Genomic DNA, 18,928 nt, shown 5'->3' on the forward strand with positions numbered 1-18,928 from the left:
TGTCTGTCATTTGACCTTTGTTCAATTTTTAATAGAAGAGAGGGTTCATTTTGATCCAGCCAATTTTGAGAATTGAGGATTTGCATACTCATTTTTTTACGGATCGTGGAGAGGTTCCTGCTGTGGACGGCATCGATTTGTATATTGATCCGGGCGAGGTTCTTGGAGTGGTTGGTGAATCGGGCTGCGGCAAGAGCGTCACTTCATTGTCCATCCTGAAGCTGGTTCCGAATCCTCCCGGCCGGATTGTAGGCGGCCGCATTCTATTAAAAGGGCAGGATCTTGTGCCGCTTAGGGAAAAAGAAATGCGAAAGATCCGCGGAGACTCGGTATCGATGATCTTCCAGGAGCCAATGACTTCGCTTAACCCGCTGTTTACGGTAGGTCAGCAGATTATCGAAACTGTGCGGCTTCACCGCGGCTTATCGAAAAGAGAAGCACGGGAGCATGCGGTCGAGATGCTCCGCAAAGTAGGAATACCGCGGCCGGAAGCGATCATTGATGAGTATCCTCACCAGTTGTCGGGCGGCATGCGCCAGCGGGTGATGATCGCGATGTCGATCTCCTGCAGTCCGGAGCTGCTCATTGCCGATGAACCCACAACCGCGCTGGATGTAACGATTCAGGCGCAGATTCTGGATTTGATCCGGCGGTTGAATGAAGAACAAGGCACTGCGGTCATGCTGATTACCCATGATCTTGGAGTTGTGGCGGAGATGTGCCACCGGGTTGCTGTTATGTATGCCGGCAAGATCGTAGAGGAAGGCTGTGTGCGCGATATTTTTAAGAATCCGCTCCATCCCTACACGAGGGGGCTTATACAGTCTGTGCCAAGAATGAACGAGGTCCGGGAACGGCTGTATTCCATTCCCGGCAATGTGCCGATTCTCAGTAAAGATATGCAGGGCTGCCGGTTTGCACCCCGCTGTCCGGATATGATGGACATCTGCCGCGAGTCGCTTCCTGAGCTGTCACTGCAGGAAGACCGGCACAGCTGCAGATGCTGGCTGCATGACAGCCAACAGGAGGATGCTGTATGAGCGAGAACCTGCTCGAGGTTATTGGCCTCAAGAAGTATTATCCGATTCATAAAGGTTTCTTCAACAAGCTGCAAGGGGCTGTCAAAGCGGTGGACGATATTTCCTTCTCCGTATACAAAGGCGAGACCTTTGGACTGGTGGGGGAAAGCGGCTGCGGCAAATCGACAACCGGGCGTTCGCTGCTGCGGCTGATCGAGCCTACAGCAGGGGAGGTCTGGTTCGAAGGCCAGGATATCACCAGGCTCACTCTGGAAGAAATGCGCAAGCGCCGGAGGGAGATGCAGATTGTCTTTCAGGACCCGTTCTCTTCCCTTGACCCGCGGAATACGGTGCAGCGTATTCTGGAAGAGCCAATGATTGTACATGGTGTCGGCGATGCCAGCCAGCGGAGGGATACTGTCGAGCGGCTGGCTGATGTGGTCGGCTTGGCGAAGGCACATCTCCAGCGTTACCCGCATCAGTTCTCCGGCGGACAACGGCAGCGGATTGGAATCGCCCGGGCGCTTGCCCTGCAGCCGAAGCTGATTATAGCGGATGAGCCTGTGTCCGCACTGGATGTATCCATCCAGTCTCAGGTCATTAATCTGATGCAGGATTTACAGAAGGAATTTGGACTTACCTACATATTTATAGCCCATGATCTCAGTGTGGTGAAGCATATCTGTGACCGTGTCGCCGTAATGTACCTGGGACGGATTGTAGAGATTACCGATAAGTACAAGCTTTATGCCGAACCGCAGCACCCGTATACACAGGCGCTGCTGTCGGCTGTTCCCGAACCCGATCCCGATATCCGCAAGAAACGGGTTATTCTGCAGGGTGAAGTGCCGAGTCCGGCCAATGCGCCTGTCGGTTGTGCCTTTAATACCCGTTGTCCCCGGGTGATGGACGTATGCCGCAATGTAAGACCACCGTTGATCGAGACCGGGCCAGGGCATCTAACCGCATGCCATTTATATGATGCTGCTGACACCCGGCTGGCTTAACAAGACTTGACGACATCTTAGAAAGACTCCGGCAGGAGTTATCTTAAAATATAAGAAATTATATGTTTCACATGATAACTTATCCTTCTATTTCTCGCTGAAACGGTACCGTCCTTAAAAAGGACGGCAAAGCCGTTTCTACTTGGTATTCAGAGCGAGCAACCATTCATGAATGCAATTAGTGGACTTGGTATATGGCAGCGCTTTGGCGCAGCTCCATATAGACGCTTTAATACTTTTAATGAAGGAAGGGAGTTTTCTAGAGATGAAGAAATGGAGTAGTCTTGCACTGGCAGTGACGCTGGGGGCGGTATTAACGTTAAGCGGCTGCGGAGGCAACAATAATGCAAGCACAGAATCAACTGCGGGGGGCAATACAGCGGCAACTGCCGCACCGGAAAGCTCTCCTGATTCTGCGGCAACGTCACAGGATACACTGATATTGGGGCGTGGCGGTGACTCGGCTTCGCTGGACCCGGCAATCGTAACCGATGGTGAATCATTGAAGATTGCCCATCAGGTATTTGACTCTCTGCTGGAATACAAACCGGGGACCTCTGAGGTGCAGGCTTCACTTGCAGACAGCTGGGAAGTCTCAGCCGACGGCTTAATCTACAACTTCAAGCTGCATCCGGGTGTGAAGTTCCATGATGGATCAGACTTTGATGCCGAGGCTGTCGTGTTTAACTTCACGCGCTGGAGTGATCCGGCAAGTGAATACAAATTCGAAGGCGATTCCTTTGACTACTATGACTCCATGTTCGGTCCGGACGGAAGCCGTGTCATTAAAGAGGTGAAGGCTGTTGATGCCACAACCGTGCAATTTGTGCTTAATCAGCCGCAGGCCCCTTTCCTGCAGAATATCGCCATGACCTCCTTCGGGATTGCCAGCCCTACAGCCATTAAGGAGAAGAAGGAAAACTTCAAGAATGAGCCGGTAGGCACAGGTCCGTTTGTGTTCACCGAATGGAAGCACAATGATTCCATTACGCTGGACAAGAATCCGGGCTACTGGAAAGAAGGGCTTCCTAAGCTGAACAAAGTTATCGTCCGCTCCATTCCGGATAACTCTGCGCGCTTCACTGCTCTGCAGAATGGTGAAATCGACCTGATGGAAGACCTTAGCCCTGATGATCTGTCCACACTGGAAGGCAACACCGGGCTGCATAAGATTGAACGCCCGCCGTTTAATGTCTCGTACCTCGGCTTCAACTTCAATAAGAAACCTTTTGACAACGTGAAGGTAAGACAAGCGCTGAACCATGCGGTGAATAAGCAGGCCATTATCGAAGCGTTCTTCTCAGGCCAGGCAACGGCGGCCGTTAACCCGATGCCGCCATCACTATGGGGCTATAACGATGCCGTGAATGATTATGAATATGATCTGGAGAAAGCAAAAGCGCTGCTGGCTGAGGCCGGATATCCTGAGGGTCTGCCGGATCCGGTAACCTTGTATGCTATGCCGGTCTCCCGTCCTTATATGCCTGACGGCAAGAAGGTAGCCGAGGCGATTCAAGCCGATTGGGAAAAAATTGGCGTGAAGACGGTAATCGAGTCCCCTGAATGGGCTACTTACCTTGACGACACAAAAGTCGGAGAAAAAGATGACATCTACATGCTTGGCTGGACCGGTGATAACGGTGACCCGGATAACTTCCTGTATACGCTCCTTGATAAAGATGCAATTCCGGGCAACAACCGTTCCTTCTATATTAATGAAGAATTGCATACGGTTCTGATCAATGCACAGAAGGAAACGGACCAAGCCAAACGCTCCGACCTATACAAGCAGGCTCAGAAAATCATCAAAGCAGATGCGCCTTGGATTCCGCTTGTGCACACGACTCCACTGCTGGCTGCCAAAGCCAACCTCAAGGGTTTTGTTCCTGGTCCGACAGGTACGGAATATTACAGCACAATCTACTTCGAATAGTAGGTGAGCTGATTTGAACTCCTACCTATTAAAACGTGTAATGGTTTTAATCCCGGTGCTGATTGGGATGACAATCATTGTTTTCTCAATTATCCATGCGATTCCGGGAGATCCGGCAGAGACGATTCTTGGACAAAAGGCAACAGAGCAGTCCAAGCAGGCGCTGCGGGAACAGTTGGGTCTCGACAAGCCGTGGCTGCAGCAGTATTTCAATTATATGGGCGATTTGCTGCAAGGTGATTTGGGCACCTCGATCCGTACCAAAACGCCAATCGCCAAAGAGATTATGCCTTATCTGGCCGCTACCCTGGAACTTACGGCGGCGAGTATGCTGTTCGCCACTGTTGCGGGAGTCAATGCCGGTATTCTAAGCGCCTGGCGGCAAAATTCATGGTTTGATTATACCGCAATGATTATAGCGCTCATTGGTGTGTCCATGCCGATTTTCTGGCTTGGTCTGATGGAGCAGCTGTTATTCTCGCTGAAATTACACTGGCTGCCCTCCATAGGCAGGATGGACCAGCGCAATCCGGTGGAGAGCATCACCAATCTCTACGTGATTGATACGATACTGGCAGGCCGCTGGGACCAGTTGTGGACGGTTGTTAAACATCTGATCCTGCCAAGCATTGCACTGGGCACGATTCCGATGGCGATTATCGCCCGGATGACCCGCTCCAGCATGCTGGAGGTAATGAATTCGGACTACATCCGTACGGCAAAAGCCAAAGGGTTATCGCAATTTCTCGTAGTATACAAGCATGCGCTAAAAAATTCGCTGATTCCTGTATTGACTGTGGTGGGGCTGCAGACAGGCGCTCTGCTCGGCGGGGCGGTGCTGACAGAGACGATCTTTGCTTGGCCGGGTGTGGGAAGATATATATTTGAGGCGATCAGCTCGCGTGACTATCCTGTGATTCAGACCGGTATTCTGATTATTGCTTTTATTTTCGTAATCATTAATCTGCTTGTGGATCTGCTCTATGCCGTCGTTGATCCACGCATCAATTACAAGTGAGGGGTGAATCTGTGGCACAGGCAACAGTTAATGTAACGCCCCCGAAGGTGCCTGCCGAAAAGGGCTCCGGACCTTGGCATGATGCGTGGAGGGCATTCCGCAAAAACAAGACGGCTATGCTCGGGCTCTGTATTATTTTGTTTTTCGTGCTGATTGCGCTGTTTGCCCCGCTTATCGCGCCGTATAGCTTCAAGGAGCAGGAGCTGGTGAACCGGCTAAAGGCACCGTCGGCTGACCATTGGTTCGGCACGGACGATCTGGGAAGAGATCTGTTTAGCCGGGTCCTGTACGGTGCCCGTATCTCGCTTTGGGTCGGGTTCTCTTCAGTAATCGGTTCTATTATTGTCGGCACGTTTCTGGGGGTTCTGGCCGGATTCTATGGCAAGTGGGTAGATATGCTGATCTCCAGAATGTTTGATATCCTCTTGGCTTTTCCGAGTATTCTGCTCGCGATTGCAATTGTGGCCATACTCGGACCCTCTTTGCGGAATGCGATGCTTGCCATTGCGATTGTTAATATCCCGACCTATGGAAGACTCGTGCGGGCCAAGGTGCTCAGCTTGAAGTCGGAGGAATACATCACGGCGGCAAGAGCGATCGGGATGACGAATACGCGTATTCTGCTGACTCATATTCTGCCGAACAGCCTGACGCCGATCATTGTACAGGGGACGCTGGGCATCGCAACGGCCATTATCGAAGCAGCAGCCCTCGGCTTCCTTGGCCTTGGTGCGCAGCCGCCTGATCCGGAATGGGGCAAGATGCTCTCCGATTCGCGCCAGTTCATTCAGAAAGCGCCGTGGACGGTCATTTTTCCGGGGATGTCCATCATGTTGACTGTACTCGGATTCAACCTGATGGGAGACGGACTGCGCGATGTGCTTGATCCGCGGATGAAGAGTTGAAATAATGAAGTCCAGGGAGGCTCTTAGGCGTTTACACGCCTGGGGGCTTTTTTGCTATGAAGCCGATTATAAATAGAAATGTATGTTGAGGTGTAATCTGTATCAATCATAACTAAATATAAGCAAACATAACCAAACGTATAGAAAAACGGAAAAAGTTATGCTAGAATATCATCTAAATATACAAGATATATAAATGGGAGGAATGGAAATGTTCAAGAAATTAGCGTTGGTTGTCATGACTGTAATGCTTGCTGTGGGCTTGTCGGCAATACCTGAGAGACAGGCAGAGGCGGCGAAGAAGAAAACCGAAATCATTGTATCTGCCGCAGCCAGCCTGCAGGACAGTCTTGACAAGATTGCCGTTCTTTATGAGAAGCAGCATCCTGATATCGACCTCGTCTTTAACTATGGCGCTTCCGGTACATTGCAGAAGCAGATTGAACAAGGCGCTCCGGCCGATCTGTTCTTCTCAGCAGGAGATAAGCAAATGACAGCGCTGGTGGATGGCAAACTCATTTCAGACCATACGGAACTTCTAAAGAATCGGCTGGTTCTCATTGTGCCTTCGGATTCCAAAGCCAAGATTACAACAATCACACAGCTAACAGATAAATTGTTCAAGAAGGTCGCTGTCGGACAACCGGAATCGGTGCCGGCGGGCCAATATGCGCAGCAGTCATTGACCGCAAAGAATATATGGGATACGCTGCAGAGCAAACTAGTATTCGCCAAGGATGTCCGCCAGGTGTTGTCCTACGTGGAAACAGGCAATGCTGATGCCGGATTTGTGTATAAGACGGATGCCCTAACCTCCAAGAAGGTGAAGATCGCCCTTACGGTAGAGGCACTGGTGCACAAAGCAATCAATTATCCGGTCGGGATCGTTAAGGATTCCAAACATCAGGCAGAGGCCAAAGCATTCTATAACTACGTGCAAGCCAAGGCGGCGAGTGATATTTTTACCGGCTACGGCTTTCAGCTGGCCAAGTAATTCTAATCGAACTTAAGCGGGGTGAAAGCGGATGGAGATTAATTGGACTGATTTTTTCGCCCCGGTCTGGCTTTCGGTCAAAATCTCTGTAATCACGAGCATCCTCGTATTCCTTCTGGCAACCTTCGCTGCCAAAAAGATGGCGGGCCGGAGGTTCCCCGGATACAGTCTGGTCGAGACCATTCTGCTGCTGCCGCTTGTTCTGCCCCCTACCGTGGTCGGCTTTGTGCTTCTGGTCATTCTGGGACGGCGGAGCTGGATTGGCAGGCTCTATGAGCAGTTCACAGAGCATACCATCCTCTTTACCTGGGGGGCTGCCGTTATTGCTGCGGTGGTTGTGGCCTTTCCGCTGGTCTACCGGACCGTTAAGGCCGGATTTGAGGATGTGGAAAAGGATCTTGAGGATGCGGCGCGTGCGCAGGGTGCCAGTGAACTGCAGGTGCTGCGTTATGTAACGCTGCCGCTTGCCAGCCGTTCTCTGGCTGCAGGGTATGTGCTCGGCTTTGCCCGCGGGCTTGGTGAATTTGGAGCTACGATCATGGTAGCAGGCAATATTCCCGGCCGTACACAGACGGTGCCCACCGCCATATATGTGGCCGTCGACGGCGGCGACATGACGCTGGCCTGGATGTGGGTAGGCTCGATTATCGTAATCTCAGCCGTTATGCTGATGTTTGTCAATCGCCGTTCTTGAATCGAACTATGCGGATAACCTCCGGTTTTGCCATCAAGCATCATGGTGAGACCGGAGGTTATTTACTATGATCATAGAGAGAACAGAACATTTGAGGACGGCTAATAAATGATTATGTGAAATTTCGAACAAAGCCTGGAGTTCATTCGTAATGTTAATTGAAAGGGTGGGCGGGGGCACATGATTACCGATAAACAACTCATTGAAGGGTGCCGGTCCGGCCGCCGTGAAATGCTGGGACTGCTCGTCGACAGATACAAGGATGATTTGTACCGGTTTTGCCGCCACCTTACCCTGAATGCCCAGGATGCCGAGGACCTGTTTCAGGAGGTGTGGGTCCGGGTCATCCGCAAGCTGGAGAAATATGATTGTGAGCGATCCTTTAAAGCCTGGCTGTTTCAGGTTACGGTCAATCTGCATAGGGACCGCTACCGCAGATGGAAAAAACTCCAGCATCGTTTTCTGGGTGTGGCGTCTTTCCAGGCGGATTTCCTGAACATCCGGGATTCGTCGCCTCTCACGGAAGAGGCCTTGCTGCGGAATGAACGGAACGCCGAGCTGGAGCAGGGGCTGCGTGCGTTATCCAAGCGGTATTTGGCGCCGCTGGTTCTCTATTATTACAACGAATTCAGTTATGAGGAGATTGCGGAGATGCTTGGCATTCCCGTGGGAACGGTCAAGTCAAGGCTCAATCAAGGGAAGAAGCTGCTGCAAACCTCCATGCAGCATGTAAAGGAGGAAACGTGATGAATGAAGAGGAAGCGCAGGATCAGCTGCTAAGCCAATATTTTAATGAACCGGCCCTGGCTCCTCCCCGGCTTGTTGCGGATACGCTCCGGAAAATAACGGCTGCAGAAAGATTGGGAAGAAGCATTATCGCTGTCGTGGGGATTCAAGTTATTGTGCTAATGCTGCTGGGAGCCTGCGTGCTGACGGGTCCTCTTCCCCTGCTATGGAAGCTGGCCCTGCTGCTGGCCTTCGGTCTCGTTCAGACATCTGCTGCCGCAGCGCTGCTGTTCTGCCTGTCCGGCAGATCGGGTGCAGCAGCCCGGGCATGACTTTTCAGGTATATGGGGCAGGCGGACACCAGACATCTGCATTATTCTCAAAGGAGGACGGCATATGACGAGACATAAGCCGCTTGGCAAATTGCTTTTTTGGGTTCTTACAACCGGCTTCTTGCTTACTCTGGCCTTAATGGGATATTGGATGTTTCCCTATATGTCGGATGTCTTTAGCGAGGACCGCGGCTGGTTTTTGTTTATGGGGCTGGCCGTGCTGCTGCTCATTGGTTTGAATGGAGCTATAGCCGTATTCATCTACAGGGATGCTTCGCGTATGGGGATGAACACATGGTTGTGGATGACTGCTGTAATCTACATGCCCAATTTAATCGGGCTGCTGATCTACTTTGTGGTCAGACAGCAGCACAAAAGAGACAGCGGCGTGAGTGCTAAAGAGGAATATTGCCCGCATTGCGGGCACTTGATTAGAACCGGGGAGTGAATGAAATGAACAAAAAGTGGAGCCTGCTGATACTCGCAGTACTGACATCTGCTTTGCTGCTTACGGGCTGCGAAAAAAGGCTGATGTTCGTTGGATCAAGCAGTGGTAAACAAATTAAGGCATCCTATAAGCTGCTGTCAGGTACGGAAACAAAGACGCTAAAGCTTAAAGAAGGGGAAACTCTGCTGCTGGACTATACCTCCAAAGTGGAAAAAGGTAAGCTGTCCATGAAGCTGTATGATCCCGATCATGAGCTTGTGAAAGAGCTTCGTACGAATGAGGCTGCAGAAGAGCAGGTGGAGATTAAAAAGGACGGCAAATACAAGCTGGAAATTGTCGGTGCCGCGACCAAAGGAAGTTATAAAATCAAATATTCCACTGAAGCCGAGTAGGAAGGACCGTCTGGCTGCGTTCTACTTAAGTCTCGTAAATGACCCTTCCGGTATCGGTAAGGTCATAGCCGTGAATGGAGCTGAGTTCGTTCTTGAAAGCCGATGACCGTAAAATGTCGATGACTGTCCCGATCCATTGCTCATGCTCCGGCTTCTTGATCATTACAAGATCATAACGCTCCTGAATGAGCGGAATGAATTCAATGCCGTCAATAATCTTGGCGGCTTTTTCTGTGCCGATGCCGACGTCAGCCCCGCCCCGTGCCACCATTCCGGCTACAGCCAAATGGCTGTTCTCTATAGTGTCATAACCGCTTAACTGGGCGGACTGGATACCGTGCAGGCGCAGCTGCTCGTCCAGCAGCACCCGCGCACCGGAGCCGCGCTCACGGTTAATCAGCCGGAGGCCCTTCTGCTGGAGATCCGACCAGTCATGGATGCCCTTCGGATTGCCCTTTAGCACGTAAAATCCTGCACTTCGCGCCAGCATATGCACCACTACATAGGAGAAGCCGACAAGCAGCTTGCGGATATAGGGCAGGTTATATTCTCCTGTATCTCCGTCGAGCAGGTGGGTGCTGACAATGTCGGACTCCCCATGATACATCGCAATCAGGCTGTCCAGACTGCCGGCATAGGAACGAAGCGGCCGGGAAGAGGGCTGGCTGCGCTCCAGGTGGGTAGCCAGAATGTCCAGCGACATATCCTGTCCGGTAATGACCACATTGACTCCGGCGGATTTACCGGTAAACGCAGGCGGCTGGGAAAAGTGAAGCGGTGCTGTAAAAGTGGCTGGCGGCAGCGTAAAGGGAGTGTGGGGCAATGCGGCTGCATCACCAGCAGGCAGACCGGCCGAAGCTCCGCTGCGCGAATTCTGCTTGTAGGCCTCCAGATCGGAGAGGTCGACACGCATTTGCTTACCGACACGGTAAGAGGGCAGCTCGCCCTTTTTGATCAAATCATAAACCTTGAGCTTGGATATCTTCAATAACCGGGCGATTTCCTCGGTAGTATAGGAAGTGTTCTCAGACATGGATAAAGCCTCCTAAAGGATGGACTGCAGCAGCGATCATAAAGTCATAATAATAGCTCAAGACTACCTTATTTTGAGGTCAATCGCAATTAAAGAGCCACGGAAAGGCCGGCAAAAGTATTCAAAAAGCAAGATGTCGGCCATGCTTCACCTGCTGTGCATCGGATAATTCAATCAGTTCGGAAACGGTGACGAACCGGAAGCCCCGTTTTGCAAGCTCGGGCAGGATGATTTTGAGCGCTTCGCCCGTCTGCGACTGTCCGTGTACATAATCATGGAACAGTACGATATCGCCGTTTTTTGCATTGCGGATGACTTTGCTGTAGATACTCCATACACCAGGACGGTTCCAGTCGCGGGTATCCTGATGCCAGGACCACAGCACCGGCTTGAGGCCCATATTGTTGGATACATCAATCAGCGTATCATCGTACATGCCGCCAGGCGGTCTGAACAGGCTGCTGTGTTTGCCTGAGATCTTTATGATTTCCTTTTCGGTCAACTCCAGCTCCTGCAGAATTTGCTGCTCGGAAATAGGCTTCTTGAAATACACATGGTTGTAAGTATGGTTAGCCAGCTCATGCCCCTCGGCAATCACCTGCTTGGCTACCTCGGGATAGGCGGCGATTTTTTTGCCGATAGCAAAAAAGGTGCATTTGGCATTGTATTTATGCAGTACATCCAGAATCTGAATGGTCTCGGAAGGATCGGGTCCGTCGTCGAAGGTCAGTGCTATTAATTTTTGACTGGTGGGAACTTCCCAGATCATGTCCCCGCGCTGCTCGTAATAATAGCGGTTTTTAATATTTGGACTGGCTAGTGTGCTGTTGGTAAGCCCAAGCAGAAGCATGAATGCTGTTATTGTGGTATAGGTTATTCTGCGGCCTGTTTTCATAAGATTCACCTTTCACTCCATACATGACCCCTGGCAAAGGAACCGGGTTATTTTGCTTTAGAATGCTCCATGCACCTTACAAACTATTCACAACGGCCGGGCAGTTGCTCAACTTTCTATTTTAGAGTGAAAGTTCTGCCGAAAATGACTTATAATGAAGTACTAAATACAGATCAATGGATAGGGGCAGCGGATATGACACTTATTGAGAAAAGAGAGCATCGGCAATATCCGGAGATTACCCGACTGGAAACCTCTAGAGCCGCATATGAACGCGATTATTCGCGCCTGATTCATTCGCCGACTTTTCGCCGGCTGCAAGGCAAATCACAGGTGTTCGGCGCCGGAACCGGCGATTATTACCGCACGCGCCTGACTCATTCCCTGGAAGTAGCACAAATTGCCCGTGAAGCCGCCAAGAGCCTGCTGCGCTCTTACCCGGAGGTGGAAACGGGGCAGGCGGACAACCCGGGTCTTGTAATCGATCCCGAAGTGGTGGAATGTGCAGCCATCGCGCATGATTTCGGCCACCCGCCATTCGGCCACAAAGGGGAAGAAGTGCTCGATAATATTTTGGAGCAGCTCGTGGCCAAAAAGACTGAGGAGGAAGCGCTAAAATCCGGCGCGGGTCCGCTGCAGAAGCAGACGATCCACGAAAATCTGAAACGGCAATATGAGCATTTTGAGGGCAATGCCCATAATTTCCGGCTGATCATGTTTCTGGAGAAGCGCGAGAACATTGACGGCCTGAACCTTTCCGACGCAGTGCTGCTGGGTATCAACAAGTATCCTTTTCCCGGCACGGTACTCAAGAAAGGCATGTATCTTCATGAATGGGATTATATCAGGGAAGTCCGCAAGGAATGGGGGGTGCCGGAAGGCAAGAAGACGCTGGAAGCCCAGCTTATGGACCTCTGCGACGACATCGCCTATTCCGCCCATGATTTGGAGGATGGCATAAAGGCAGGCAAGATCGAGGTCCATGAGCACTTTATGCATGATGCCTATATCCAGCGGCTGATCGTCGAGAAGATTACCACGCTGGAGGATTTGTTCTGGGAAGGCTGGAAGCCAGAGGCTATCCATGCCAAAGTCGAAGAGGTGCTGAGCTCATTCCTGCGGGTATGGATGGAGAAAATGCCGACCTGCGAAAATGATTACTCCCGCACCCGGCGTGAGGTTAAAGCCTACTGGGTCAGCACCTTTGTCGCCAGCTTAGGCGTGATTCACGACGGAGACTGGAAGAAGGTCACCTTTATCAAGGAGGGCAAAGAGGATGAGGACATGCTGCGGACGGTCAGTGTGCTCAAAAGCTTCGCCTGGGTCACGATGATTCGCGACCTGCGTGTGCAGCGGCTGCAGAAACGCAGCGAGTGGATTTTGCGGCGGCTTTGGGGCGCATTCCTCGATCCTGAAACGTCGAAGGCGATTATCCCGAGCGACTGGCTGCAGCGCTTTGAGAAGGATCAGCGGTCGCAGAGGCCGATCTGGACGTGGGAGCATATGGTGATTGATTATATTGCCGGAATGACAGATGCTTTTGCCGAGAAAATCTACAATGAGCTTTATGGTCTGAAGGTCGGTTCTATTTACGATCTGGACTAGGACAGGCAAAGCTTGGATAAGAAGACTAAAAACCTGAATATTGCGGGTCTCCATACGATAAACGCAAAGATCAAACTGTCGGGAGGCGCGGCTAAAGCGCGCTTGTTCATCAAGACAGGAGCTGGCTGGGTATGGTCGGACAGCGGAGCGCCCCTAACAGTGGACTCCAAAGGGTATACAACTTTGAGCATTTCGTTACCGTCTGCCGCTGAAGCAGAAGCAGAAGCAGAAGCAGAAGGGGTTGACCTGACTGCCGTAAAGACGATCGGCATCAAGCTTGAAGGGATCACAAACGGCGAAGGAACGGCGAAGTTGTATCTGCAGGAAGTGATGCTTGCCGCAGCCGGGCTGGATATTGATTAACCGGTTTCAAATGAATAAGGCTAAAGACTCAAGGTGAAAGCCAGCAGACTCAGTGGCGTTGCAGAAGACCCAAAGCCCCTATACGGTGCGCTTTGGGTCTTTTGGTATGTTCTAAAGTGACAACAATGAATATCTTACGTTATATAAATTTCTCATTTCAATCTGCCGAAATATAAGGTAGATCTGTTTTTTTGCCCATTCTTGAAAATGAAATGTAACAGAATGGAATTTCATGTATTTTCGGAAAAGTTTGAGGAGGATGCGCAAATGAGAAAGGATCTGGGACTTAAGGGATCTGTACACAAATTCGTTAATGGGACATTGAAGGGGGTAACATCCAGGGGGAAGCAAAGCATCGGCTTCAAAATAGCTTCCGGGTACGTTGTTTTGGCTTTGCTGGTCTTGATTATCGGAGGAACTTCCCTCTATTTAATGAACGGTATGCAAAAGAATACCGGAAATATTGTTGAACAAATGGTCCCTGCGCTGGAAGAAATACATAATGTCAATTATTACACCGAACATATCATGGCGGTCAGTATGCAGCATATTTTAAGCACCGATGCTGCACAGAAAAAGAAGCTGGAAACAGAACGTGACCAATTTATCCGTAAAGTGGCCGAATCTATGACCAACTATAGAAATACGCTGCGGGACAAGGATCAGAAGGAGCTGCTGCAGTCGCTGAATCATAAATGGGATGAATTTATGACTATTAACAACCAGGCGATCAAGCAGAGCGGTGCAGGCGACGAAGAACTGGCACTTGAGGTCTCGCAAAAAGGGATTACGGCGTTTAATTCGATGCAGACCGATATGGATGCTCTGGTTGATCTCAGCCAGAAAGCCGCGTCTGAGGAGGGCGAGCGTTCCGTTGAGATTTTTCATACTTCCATTATTGTGAATCTGATTACTGTAGTGGTAGTGCTGGTTGTGATCAGTCTGATTAATATGGTTATCCGGCGGACAATCATCAATCCGCTGAAGCAGGTAACCGTTCATTTGCAACAAATATCAGGCGGTGATTTGACATCAGAGGATACCTTGATCGCAAATCAGGATGAAATCGGTTTGCTTGCCAGGACGGTAAACGATACGAACCGGACATTGCTGGAGATTGTGAATCAGATCCGTAGTGTTTCTGGTATTATCGCGCGGCAGGGGGATGAGCTGGTCCGCAATATTTCCGATACAAAGGAGGGCAGCCAGCAAATTGCCCTTACCATGGAGGAGTTGGCCAAAGCTTCTGGAAGCCAGGCGGAGGCAGCTGTAGAAGCATCCAAAGCGATAGAGGATCTGAATATGCTGATTGAGGCTTTTGCAGTCAAAGGTATGGATCTGTCGCTTCATTCCGGGCAGGTGCGGACAAAGGGTGACAGAGGCAAGCAATTAATGGAGAGCTCCGTGGCACAAATGGGGCAAATCGCTGAAGCCGTATCACAGTCCATGGAAACGGTGGAGGAGCTGAACCGCAAGAATGAGGGGATCTTCCGGCTGGTTGGCTCGATCCGCAGCATTTCCGAACAGACGCATCTCCTGGCAATCAACGCTGCGATTGAAGCAGCCAGAGCCGGAGACAGCGGGCGCGGATTTGCGGTTGTGGCGCAAGAGGTGCGGAAGCTTTCGGAGGAAGTGCAGCGGACGGTATCGGAAATTACCGGGATTACGCAAGGCATTCAGCTGGACTCCAAAGAGGTGGTCGAACATTTGCGTATGGGGGTCATGAGGACAGAAGAAGGCAGCCGGCAAATTGCTGAGACAGGCGAAGCTTTGAATGACATCAACAAATCGGTGCATGTTATGTCCGGCACCATTGAAGAGATGGGCGGTAATCTTCAGCAGATGACCGCAGCAAGCGAAACGATGAACGAGTTCAGCCAGCATATTTCAGCCCTTGCCCAGCAATCGGCGGCAGGTGTGGAAGAAACCTCAGCTTCGGCCCACGAGCAGCTCAGCGCCACCAATGAAGTTGCAGCTGGCATAGGGCAGCTGAAAACACTGCTGACCGAGCTTAGTGAATCGGTAACTCGTTTTCAGGTATAAGAAGACGGCCCCTCACGGGTTCATTTACGCAAGGAGTAAATGTGCCTGTGAGGGGCTGTTTGTGCTTGTACTTGTTATAAACGTGACGGCAGAAGCTTGCTGCACGTTGCTTGGCCGCCAGTCAATAGAGTGAGCTGCCGTCAGTACTGGCGGCTATAGTCAACCCTATTGCGCGAAGGGGCGCCATCTTGCAGATAGGACTGCAGGTTGTCTGTGAAAATATCAACAATGCGGTCGGCATACCGGTCTGTTGTGCCGGCACAATGCGGGGTGATTACCACCTGCTCCATTCCCCATAACGGATGATCCTGCGGCAGGGGTTCGGTCTCAAAGACATCCAGCCCCGCTCCGGCCAACTGGCCGCTCTTTAGCGCGGCCATCAAGTCTTCGGTATGGGTGGTGGCTCCCCGGCCGATGTTGATATAATAAGCGCCTTGCTTGCAGTTGGAGAAGATTTCCGCATTAAACAACCCTTGTGTTTCATCGGTGAGCGGCAGCGTGTTGATCACGAAATCGCCTTGGCGGACTGCGTCAGGCAGCTCGTCAGTGGTGTAGACCTGATCAAAATCGGCAACCGGTTTACCGGAACGGCTTATGCCGATGGTCTTCATCCGGAAAGCCTTGGCGATTCTTGCCGTTTCACTGCCGATGGAGCCGGTGCCGGCAATGACGGCTGTCTTGCCGGTTAATTCACTTTCATTGCCTTCCGAATGCCAGCGGCGGTTCTGCTGATTGCGTACGGCTGTATGCAAATTACGGGTGAAGAGCAACATAAAGCCAAAGATTACAGCTGTGATCGGCTCGGCGTGAACGCCGCTGGCGTTCGTGAGCAGGATTCCGCGCTCCTCCAAACGATCAAGCGGGAGTTTCTCAACACCAGCCGACCAAGTCTGAACCCAACGCAGCGGTGAATCCGGCCGCAGCAGCGTATCGCTGATGCCCTTGCCCCAGCCGATTACAATTTCTGCATTGGCCAGAAGCTCCAAATCCGGGTTTTTGGCGTTTCCCAGTGTGAGGGTATAACCTGGAGCGGCGTCGAGAATGAGCTTCTGCTGCTGGGATGTAAGGGGCTGTAAACAAACAATGGATTTCGTCATGATGGTTCCCTCCCGTTATACTTTTTTATAGGATTGGCTAATAATGTATAGAATAAGGATAACAAATCTGTCTGGAAAGGTGAAATTTTTATGGAACGTAATAGGTCTGAGCGAGATATTGAGCGCTTGTTTATTGCCGTAAAAGTCCCTCCAAACCTGAGTAAATTACTGGAAAAAGAGTCTGAAAAATGCTCCGAGAAGCTGAAATTTGCAAAATGGACACATTCTGAAGATTATCATATTACCCTGCAGTTTCTCGGTGACACACCCAGGAAAGAAATCCCTGCACTTCTTAAAGCGCTCAAGGAAATATCCGGAAAGAGCAAGCCGTTTCGATTAAGCTTGGAGGACTGGGGGACTTTTGGTCTTCCGCAAACGCCTAAGGTGCTCTGGGCAGGGGTTTCCGGCGAGCTTGAGAGACTTGCGGAACTGCAGCGGGACGTGGTTAATGCGACTTCTGGCTTGGGTTTTAAAGCCGAGACAAGGGAGTACAATCCCCATATTACTCTGGCCCGGAAATACCGGGGTGAGCAGCCCTTCAGCGCCGAAGAGCTGCCGGATTTACGCCACTGTGGAGGAGAAAAGGAGAACAATTGTTCGGAAAAGGACTGGACGGTAGATGCTTTTGTGGTGTATGCTACTAGAATGCATGCCATTCCTATGTATGAAATGATTGAAAAATTGACATTTTTCTAAATTAAAATCGACAAGAAAGTTTTCAAAGCTTCCATTTTCGGTTACATACAATAGGAATGTGCCGTAAAATAGGAGGTAAAAAATGGTTATTTTTAAACAAAATCGCTGTCTTGCGCTGCTCGTTGGCGTTATTCTAGTGTGTTTCTCTTCAATAAGCCTGATGAACTCCGAGCGTGTATCAGAGGGCAAAAATACAGTACCAATGAATAAACTACAGACAACCCATGCATCTGCCGCGTCTGTCCTGTCGCATCCTGCCACAACCGGTGCCAAGAGGATAACCGAAACACCCAAACCCATGCTCTACACCACAGTTGCCGATCTGAGGCTTAACTGGAACAGCAAGCCAGCCGTGAATTGGTTCACTCCCGATAAGCTGAAGCCGCAAAGCGCAGCCAAGAAGGTAACCATTCAGATTAAGGCTGCTGTGGTGAAGGCACCGCCTGCAACAGCGCAGAAAGCGCTCGGACAGGCGGCAGCCAAGGGGAGCCAGACCGTAAAACAAGCGAAAACGGCATCTCAGCAACATCCCCCCGCTAAATTGTTCTTCTCCCGGACACAGTTATTAAGCCAGGAACAGCAAGCGCAAGCAACCTGGAGCTACGCCGTATCCGATGAAGACCTGCTACTGCTGCAAAAAATCGTTATGGCAGAAGCAGAAGGCGAACCGTACCAGGGCAAGGTGGCAGTTGCCAACGTTGTTCTGAACCGGCTGCGGTCAGCCAATTTTCCCGACACCATTTATAAGGTCATTTATCAGAAAAGCCAGTTCAGTCCTGTGGCAAACGGGCGTCTTAAACGTGTCAAACCCAATAAAGACAGCATTAAAGCGGTAAATGCTGCGCTCTCTGGAGTTAAAGAGGTGACGGATGATACGTATTTCTTCCTGTCGCTGAAGCTGGCACAGGATCTGACGGTCCACCATTCGCAGGAGTACGCCAAGACCATCGGCAATCATACCTTTTATAAATAATTTGATTTCAAGTATAATACCGCAAAACTTTTAGGAGGATCACTCTATGAAAATCACCTATTACGGTCATTCGGCGCTGCTTGTTGAGACGGAGGAAGTCAAGGTTATTATTGATCCTTTTTTGTCGGGAAATCCGAATTCGGGGATCTCACCCGATGAGCTTTCGGTCGATGCGGTTCTGCTCACCCACGGACATTCCGATCATTTTGGAGATGCTCTGGAGATTGCCGCGAAGAATGACTGTCCGATCTTTGCTGTCTATGAACTGGCAGAATATTGCCGCATCAAAGGTGCGGAGGTCAAACACATGAATACCGGCGGCAGCCATTCCTATAAAGGAATCACCGTGAAGTATACCCAGGCCTTTCATTCCTCCTCCATTACAGAAGGGGATACCTGGATTTATGCCGGACAACCGGCGGGCATTCTGCTCACCATCGGAGGCAAAACCTTATTTCATGCCGGAGACACGGCATTGTTCGGAGATATGCGTCTGATCGGCGAACGAAACGCTATTGATATAGCGGCGCTGCCTATCGGGGACATGCTGACGATGGGGCCTGACGATGCGCTGCTGGCGGCAAGATGGCTTTGTGCGGACAAAGTGGTTCCGCTGCATTATAATACATTTCCGGCGATTGCCCAGGATGGCGCAGAGTTCTGTGACCGGCTGCGGCAGGAGGGGATTCAGGGCTATCCGCTGCAAGCAGGGGAAAGTGTGGAAATCTAAACTCCCGCTGACGGTATAATAAAAG

Annotated in this window: 20 protein-coding genes; 17 read left to right on the top strand and 3 right to left on the bottom strand. The window is 50.8% G+C overall.

Translation table 11 applies throughout. The annotated features are described in order from the left end of the window. The first annotated feature begins 50 nt into the window (after positions 1-50). The 11 genes from NSS79_RS05445 (at position 51) to NSS79_RS05495 (ending at position 9,468) form a co-directional block, all read left to right on the top strand. Positions 51-1,040: an ABC transporter ATP-binding protein gene (locus NSS79_RS05445; protein WP_340894565.1), complete on the top strand. Its 990-nt coding sequence runs from the start codon at positions 51-53 to the stop codon at positions 1,038-1,040. Further along, positions 1,037-2,026 (top strand): dipeptide ABC transporter ATP-binding protein, encoded by a 990-nt coding sequence (locus NSS79_RS05450; RefSeq protein WP_342438573.1) that lies wholly within the window; start codon positions 1,037-1,039, stop codon positions 2,024-2,026. Before NSS79_RS05445 ends, NSS79_RS05450 begins: the two co-directional genes overlap by 4 nt. A gap of 265 nt (positions 2,027-2,291) precedes the next feature. Further along, entirely contained in the window at positions 2,292-3,959 is a 1,668-nt protein-coding gene (locus NSS79_RS05455; RefSeq protein WP_342438574.1) for an ABC transporter substrate-binding protein, read from the top strand. Positions 3,960-3,972: 13 nt separating this feature from the next. Beyond that, positions 3,973-4,977 carry an ABC transporter permease gene (locus NSS79_RS05460; RefSeq protein ID WP_342438575.1) on the top strand — a complete coding sequence of 335 codons (1,005 nt, stop codon included), beginning with the start codon at positions 3,973-3,975 and terminating at the stop codon, positions 4,975-4,977. Positions 4,978-4,988: 11 nt separating this feature from the next. Beyond that, positions 4,989-5,882, top strand: coding sequence for a nickel transporter permease (nikC, locus tag NSS79_RS05465; RefSeq protein ID WP_342438576.1), 894 nt, complete (start codon positions 4,989-4,991; stop codon positions 5,880-5,882). A 211-nt stretch (positions 5,883-6,093) separates the two neighbouring features. Then, positions 6,094-6,876, top strand: coding sequence for a molybdate ABC transporter substrate-binding protein (gene modA / locus NSS79_RS05470; RefSeq protein WP_342438577.1), 783 nt, complete (start codon positions 6,094-6,096; stop codon positions 6,874-6,876). A gap of 31 nt (positions 6,877-6,907) precedes the next feature. Beyond that, the gene (modB, locus tag NSS79_RS05475) at positions 6,908-7,570 is read left to right on the top strand and encodes a molybdate ABC transporter permease subunit (RefSeq protein ID WP_340894559.1); all 663 of its coding nucleotides are present in this window, start codon (positions 6,908-6,910) and stop codon (positions 7,568-7,570) included. 180 nt (positions 7,571-7,750) lie between these two features. Then, positions 7,751-8,317, top strand: coding sequence for an RNA polymerase sigma factor (locus tag NSS79_RS05480; RefSeq protein ID WP_342438578.1), 567 nt, complete (start codon positions 7,751-7,753; stop codon positions 8,315-8,317). Next, entirely contained in the window at positions 8,317-8,628 is a 312-nt protein-coding gene (locus tag NSS79_RS05485) for a hypothetical protein (RefSeq protein ID WP_342438579.1), read from the top strand. The genes NSS79_RS05480 and NSS79_RS05485 overlap by 1 nt, the downstream gene beginning before the upstream one ends. Positions 8,629-8,692: 64 nt before the next feature. After that, a complete protein-coding gene (locus NSS79_RS05490) occupies positions 8,693-9,076 on the top strand; it encodes a hypothetical protein (protein WP_342438580.1) in 384 nt (127 codons plus the stop codon). Between the two features lie 5 nt (positions 9,077-9,081). Further along, positions 9,082-9,468, top strand: a complete 387-nt coding sequence (locus NSS79_RS05495) for a hypothetical protein (protein ID WP_342438581.1) — start codon at positions 9,082-9,084, stop codon at positions 9,466-9,468. 25 nt (positions 9,469-9,493) lie between these two features. On the opposite strand, the gene NSS79_RS05500 is transcribed toward NSS79_RS05495, so the two are convergent. Together NSS79_RS05500 and NSS79_RS05505 are read right to left on the bottom strand one after the other, a co-directional pair. Further along, a complete protein-coding gene (locus NSS79_RS05500; protein ID WP_342438582.1) occupies positions 9,494-10,501 on the bottom strand; it encodes a helix-turn-helix transcriptional regulator in 1,008 nt (335 codons plus the stop codon). A 121-nt stretch (positions 10,502-10,622) separates the two neighbouring features. Then, positions 10,623-11,396, bottom strand: a complete 774-nt coding sequence (locus tag NSS79_RS05505; RefSeq protein WP_342440304.1) for a polysaccharide deacetylase family protein — start codon at positions 11,394-11,396, stop codon at positions 10,623-10,625. A gap of 195 nt (positions 11,397-11,591) precedes the next feature. On the opposite strand from NSS79_RS05505, the gene dgt reads away from it, so the two are divergent. From dgt to NSS79_RS05520, 3 genes are all read left to right on the top strand, one after another. Further along, entirely contained in the window at positions 11,592-13,001 is a 1,410-nt protein-coding gene (dgt, locus tag NSS79_RS05510; protein ID WP_342438583.1) for a dGTP triphosphohydrolase, read from the top strand. A gap of 12 nt (positions 13,002-13,013) precedes the next feature. Next, on the top strand, positions 13,014-13,364 hold the full coding sequence (locus NSS79_RS05515) for a hypothetical protein (RefSeq protein WP_342438584.1): 351 nt from the start codon (positions 13,014-13,016) through the stop codon (positions 13,362-13,364). Positions 13,365-13,631: 267 nt separating this feature from the next. After that, the gene (locus NSS79_RS05520; protein ID WP_342438585.1) at positions 13,632-15,407 is read left to right on the top strand and encodes a HAMP domain-containing methyl-accepting chemotaxis protein; all 1,776 of its coding nucleotides are present in this window, start codon (positions 13,632-13,634) and stop codon (positions 15,405-15,407) included. Between the two features lie 140 nt (positions 15,408-15,547). On the opposite strand, the gene NSS79_RS05525 is transcribed toward NSS79_RS05520, so the two are convergent. Then, positions 15,548-16,504 (bottom strand): D-2-hydroxyacid dehydrogenase, encoded by a 957-nt coding sequence (locus tag NSS79_RS05525; protein WP_342438586.1) that lies wholly within the window; start codon positions 16,502-16,504, stop codon positions 15,548-15,550. Between the two features lie 126 nt (positions 16,505-16,630). Between NSS79_RS05525 and thpR the strand changes: the two genes are divergently transcribed. From thpR to NSS79_RS05540, 3 genes are all read left to right on the top strand, one after another. Next, the gene (gene thpR / locus NSS79_RS05530; RefSeq protein ID WP_342438587.1) at positions 16,631-17,200 is read left to right on the top strand and encodes an RNA 2',3'-cyclic phosphodiesterase; all 570 of its coding nucleotides are present in this window, start codon (positions 16,631-16,633) and stop codon (positions 17,198-17,200) included. An 82-nt stretch (positions 17,201-17,282) separates the two neighbouring features. Beyond that, the gene (locus tag NSS79_RS05535; protein WP_342438588.1) at positions 17,283-18,173 is read left to right on the top strand and encodes a cell wall hydrolase; all 891 of its coding nucleotides are present in this window, start codon (positions 17,283-17,285) and stop codon (positions 18,171-18,173) included. 46 nt (positions 18,174-18,219) lie between these two features. Beyond that, positions 18,220-18,903, top strand: coding sequence for a metal-dependent hydrolase (locus tag NSS79_RS05540; protein ID WP_342438589.1), 684 nt, complete (start codon positions 18,220-18,222; stop codon positions 18,901-18,903). Positions 18,904-18,928 lie beyond the last annotated feature (25 nt).

Origin of the sequence: Paenibacillus sp. FSL L8-0436, assembly GCF_038593025.1 — a bacterium.
GTDB lineage: Bacteria > Bacillota > Bacilli > Paenibacillales > Paenibacillaceae > Paenibacillus_AQ.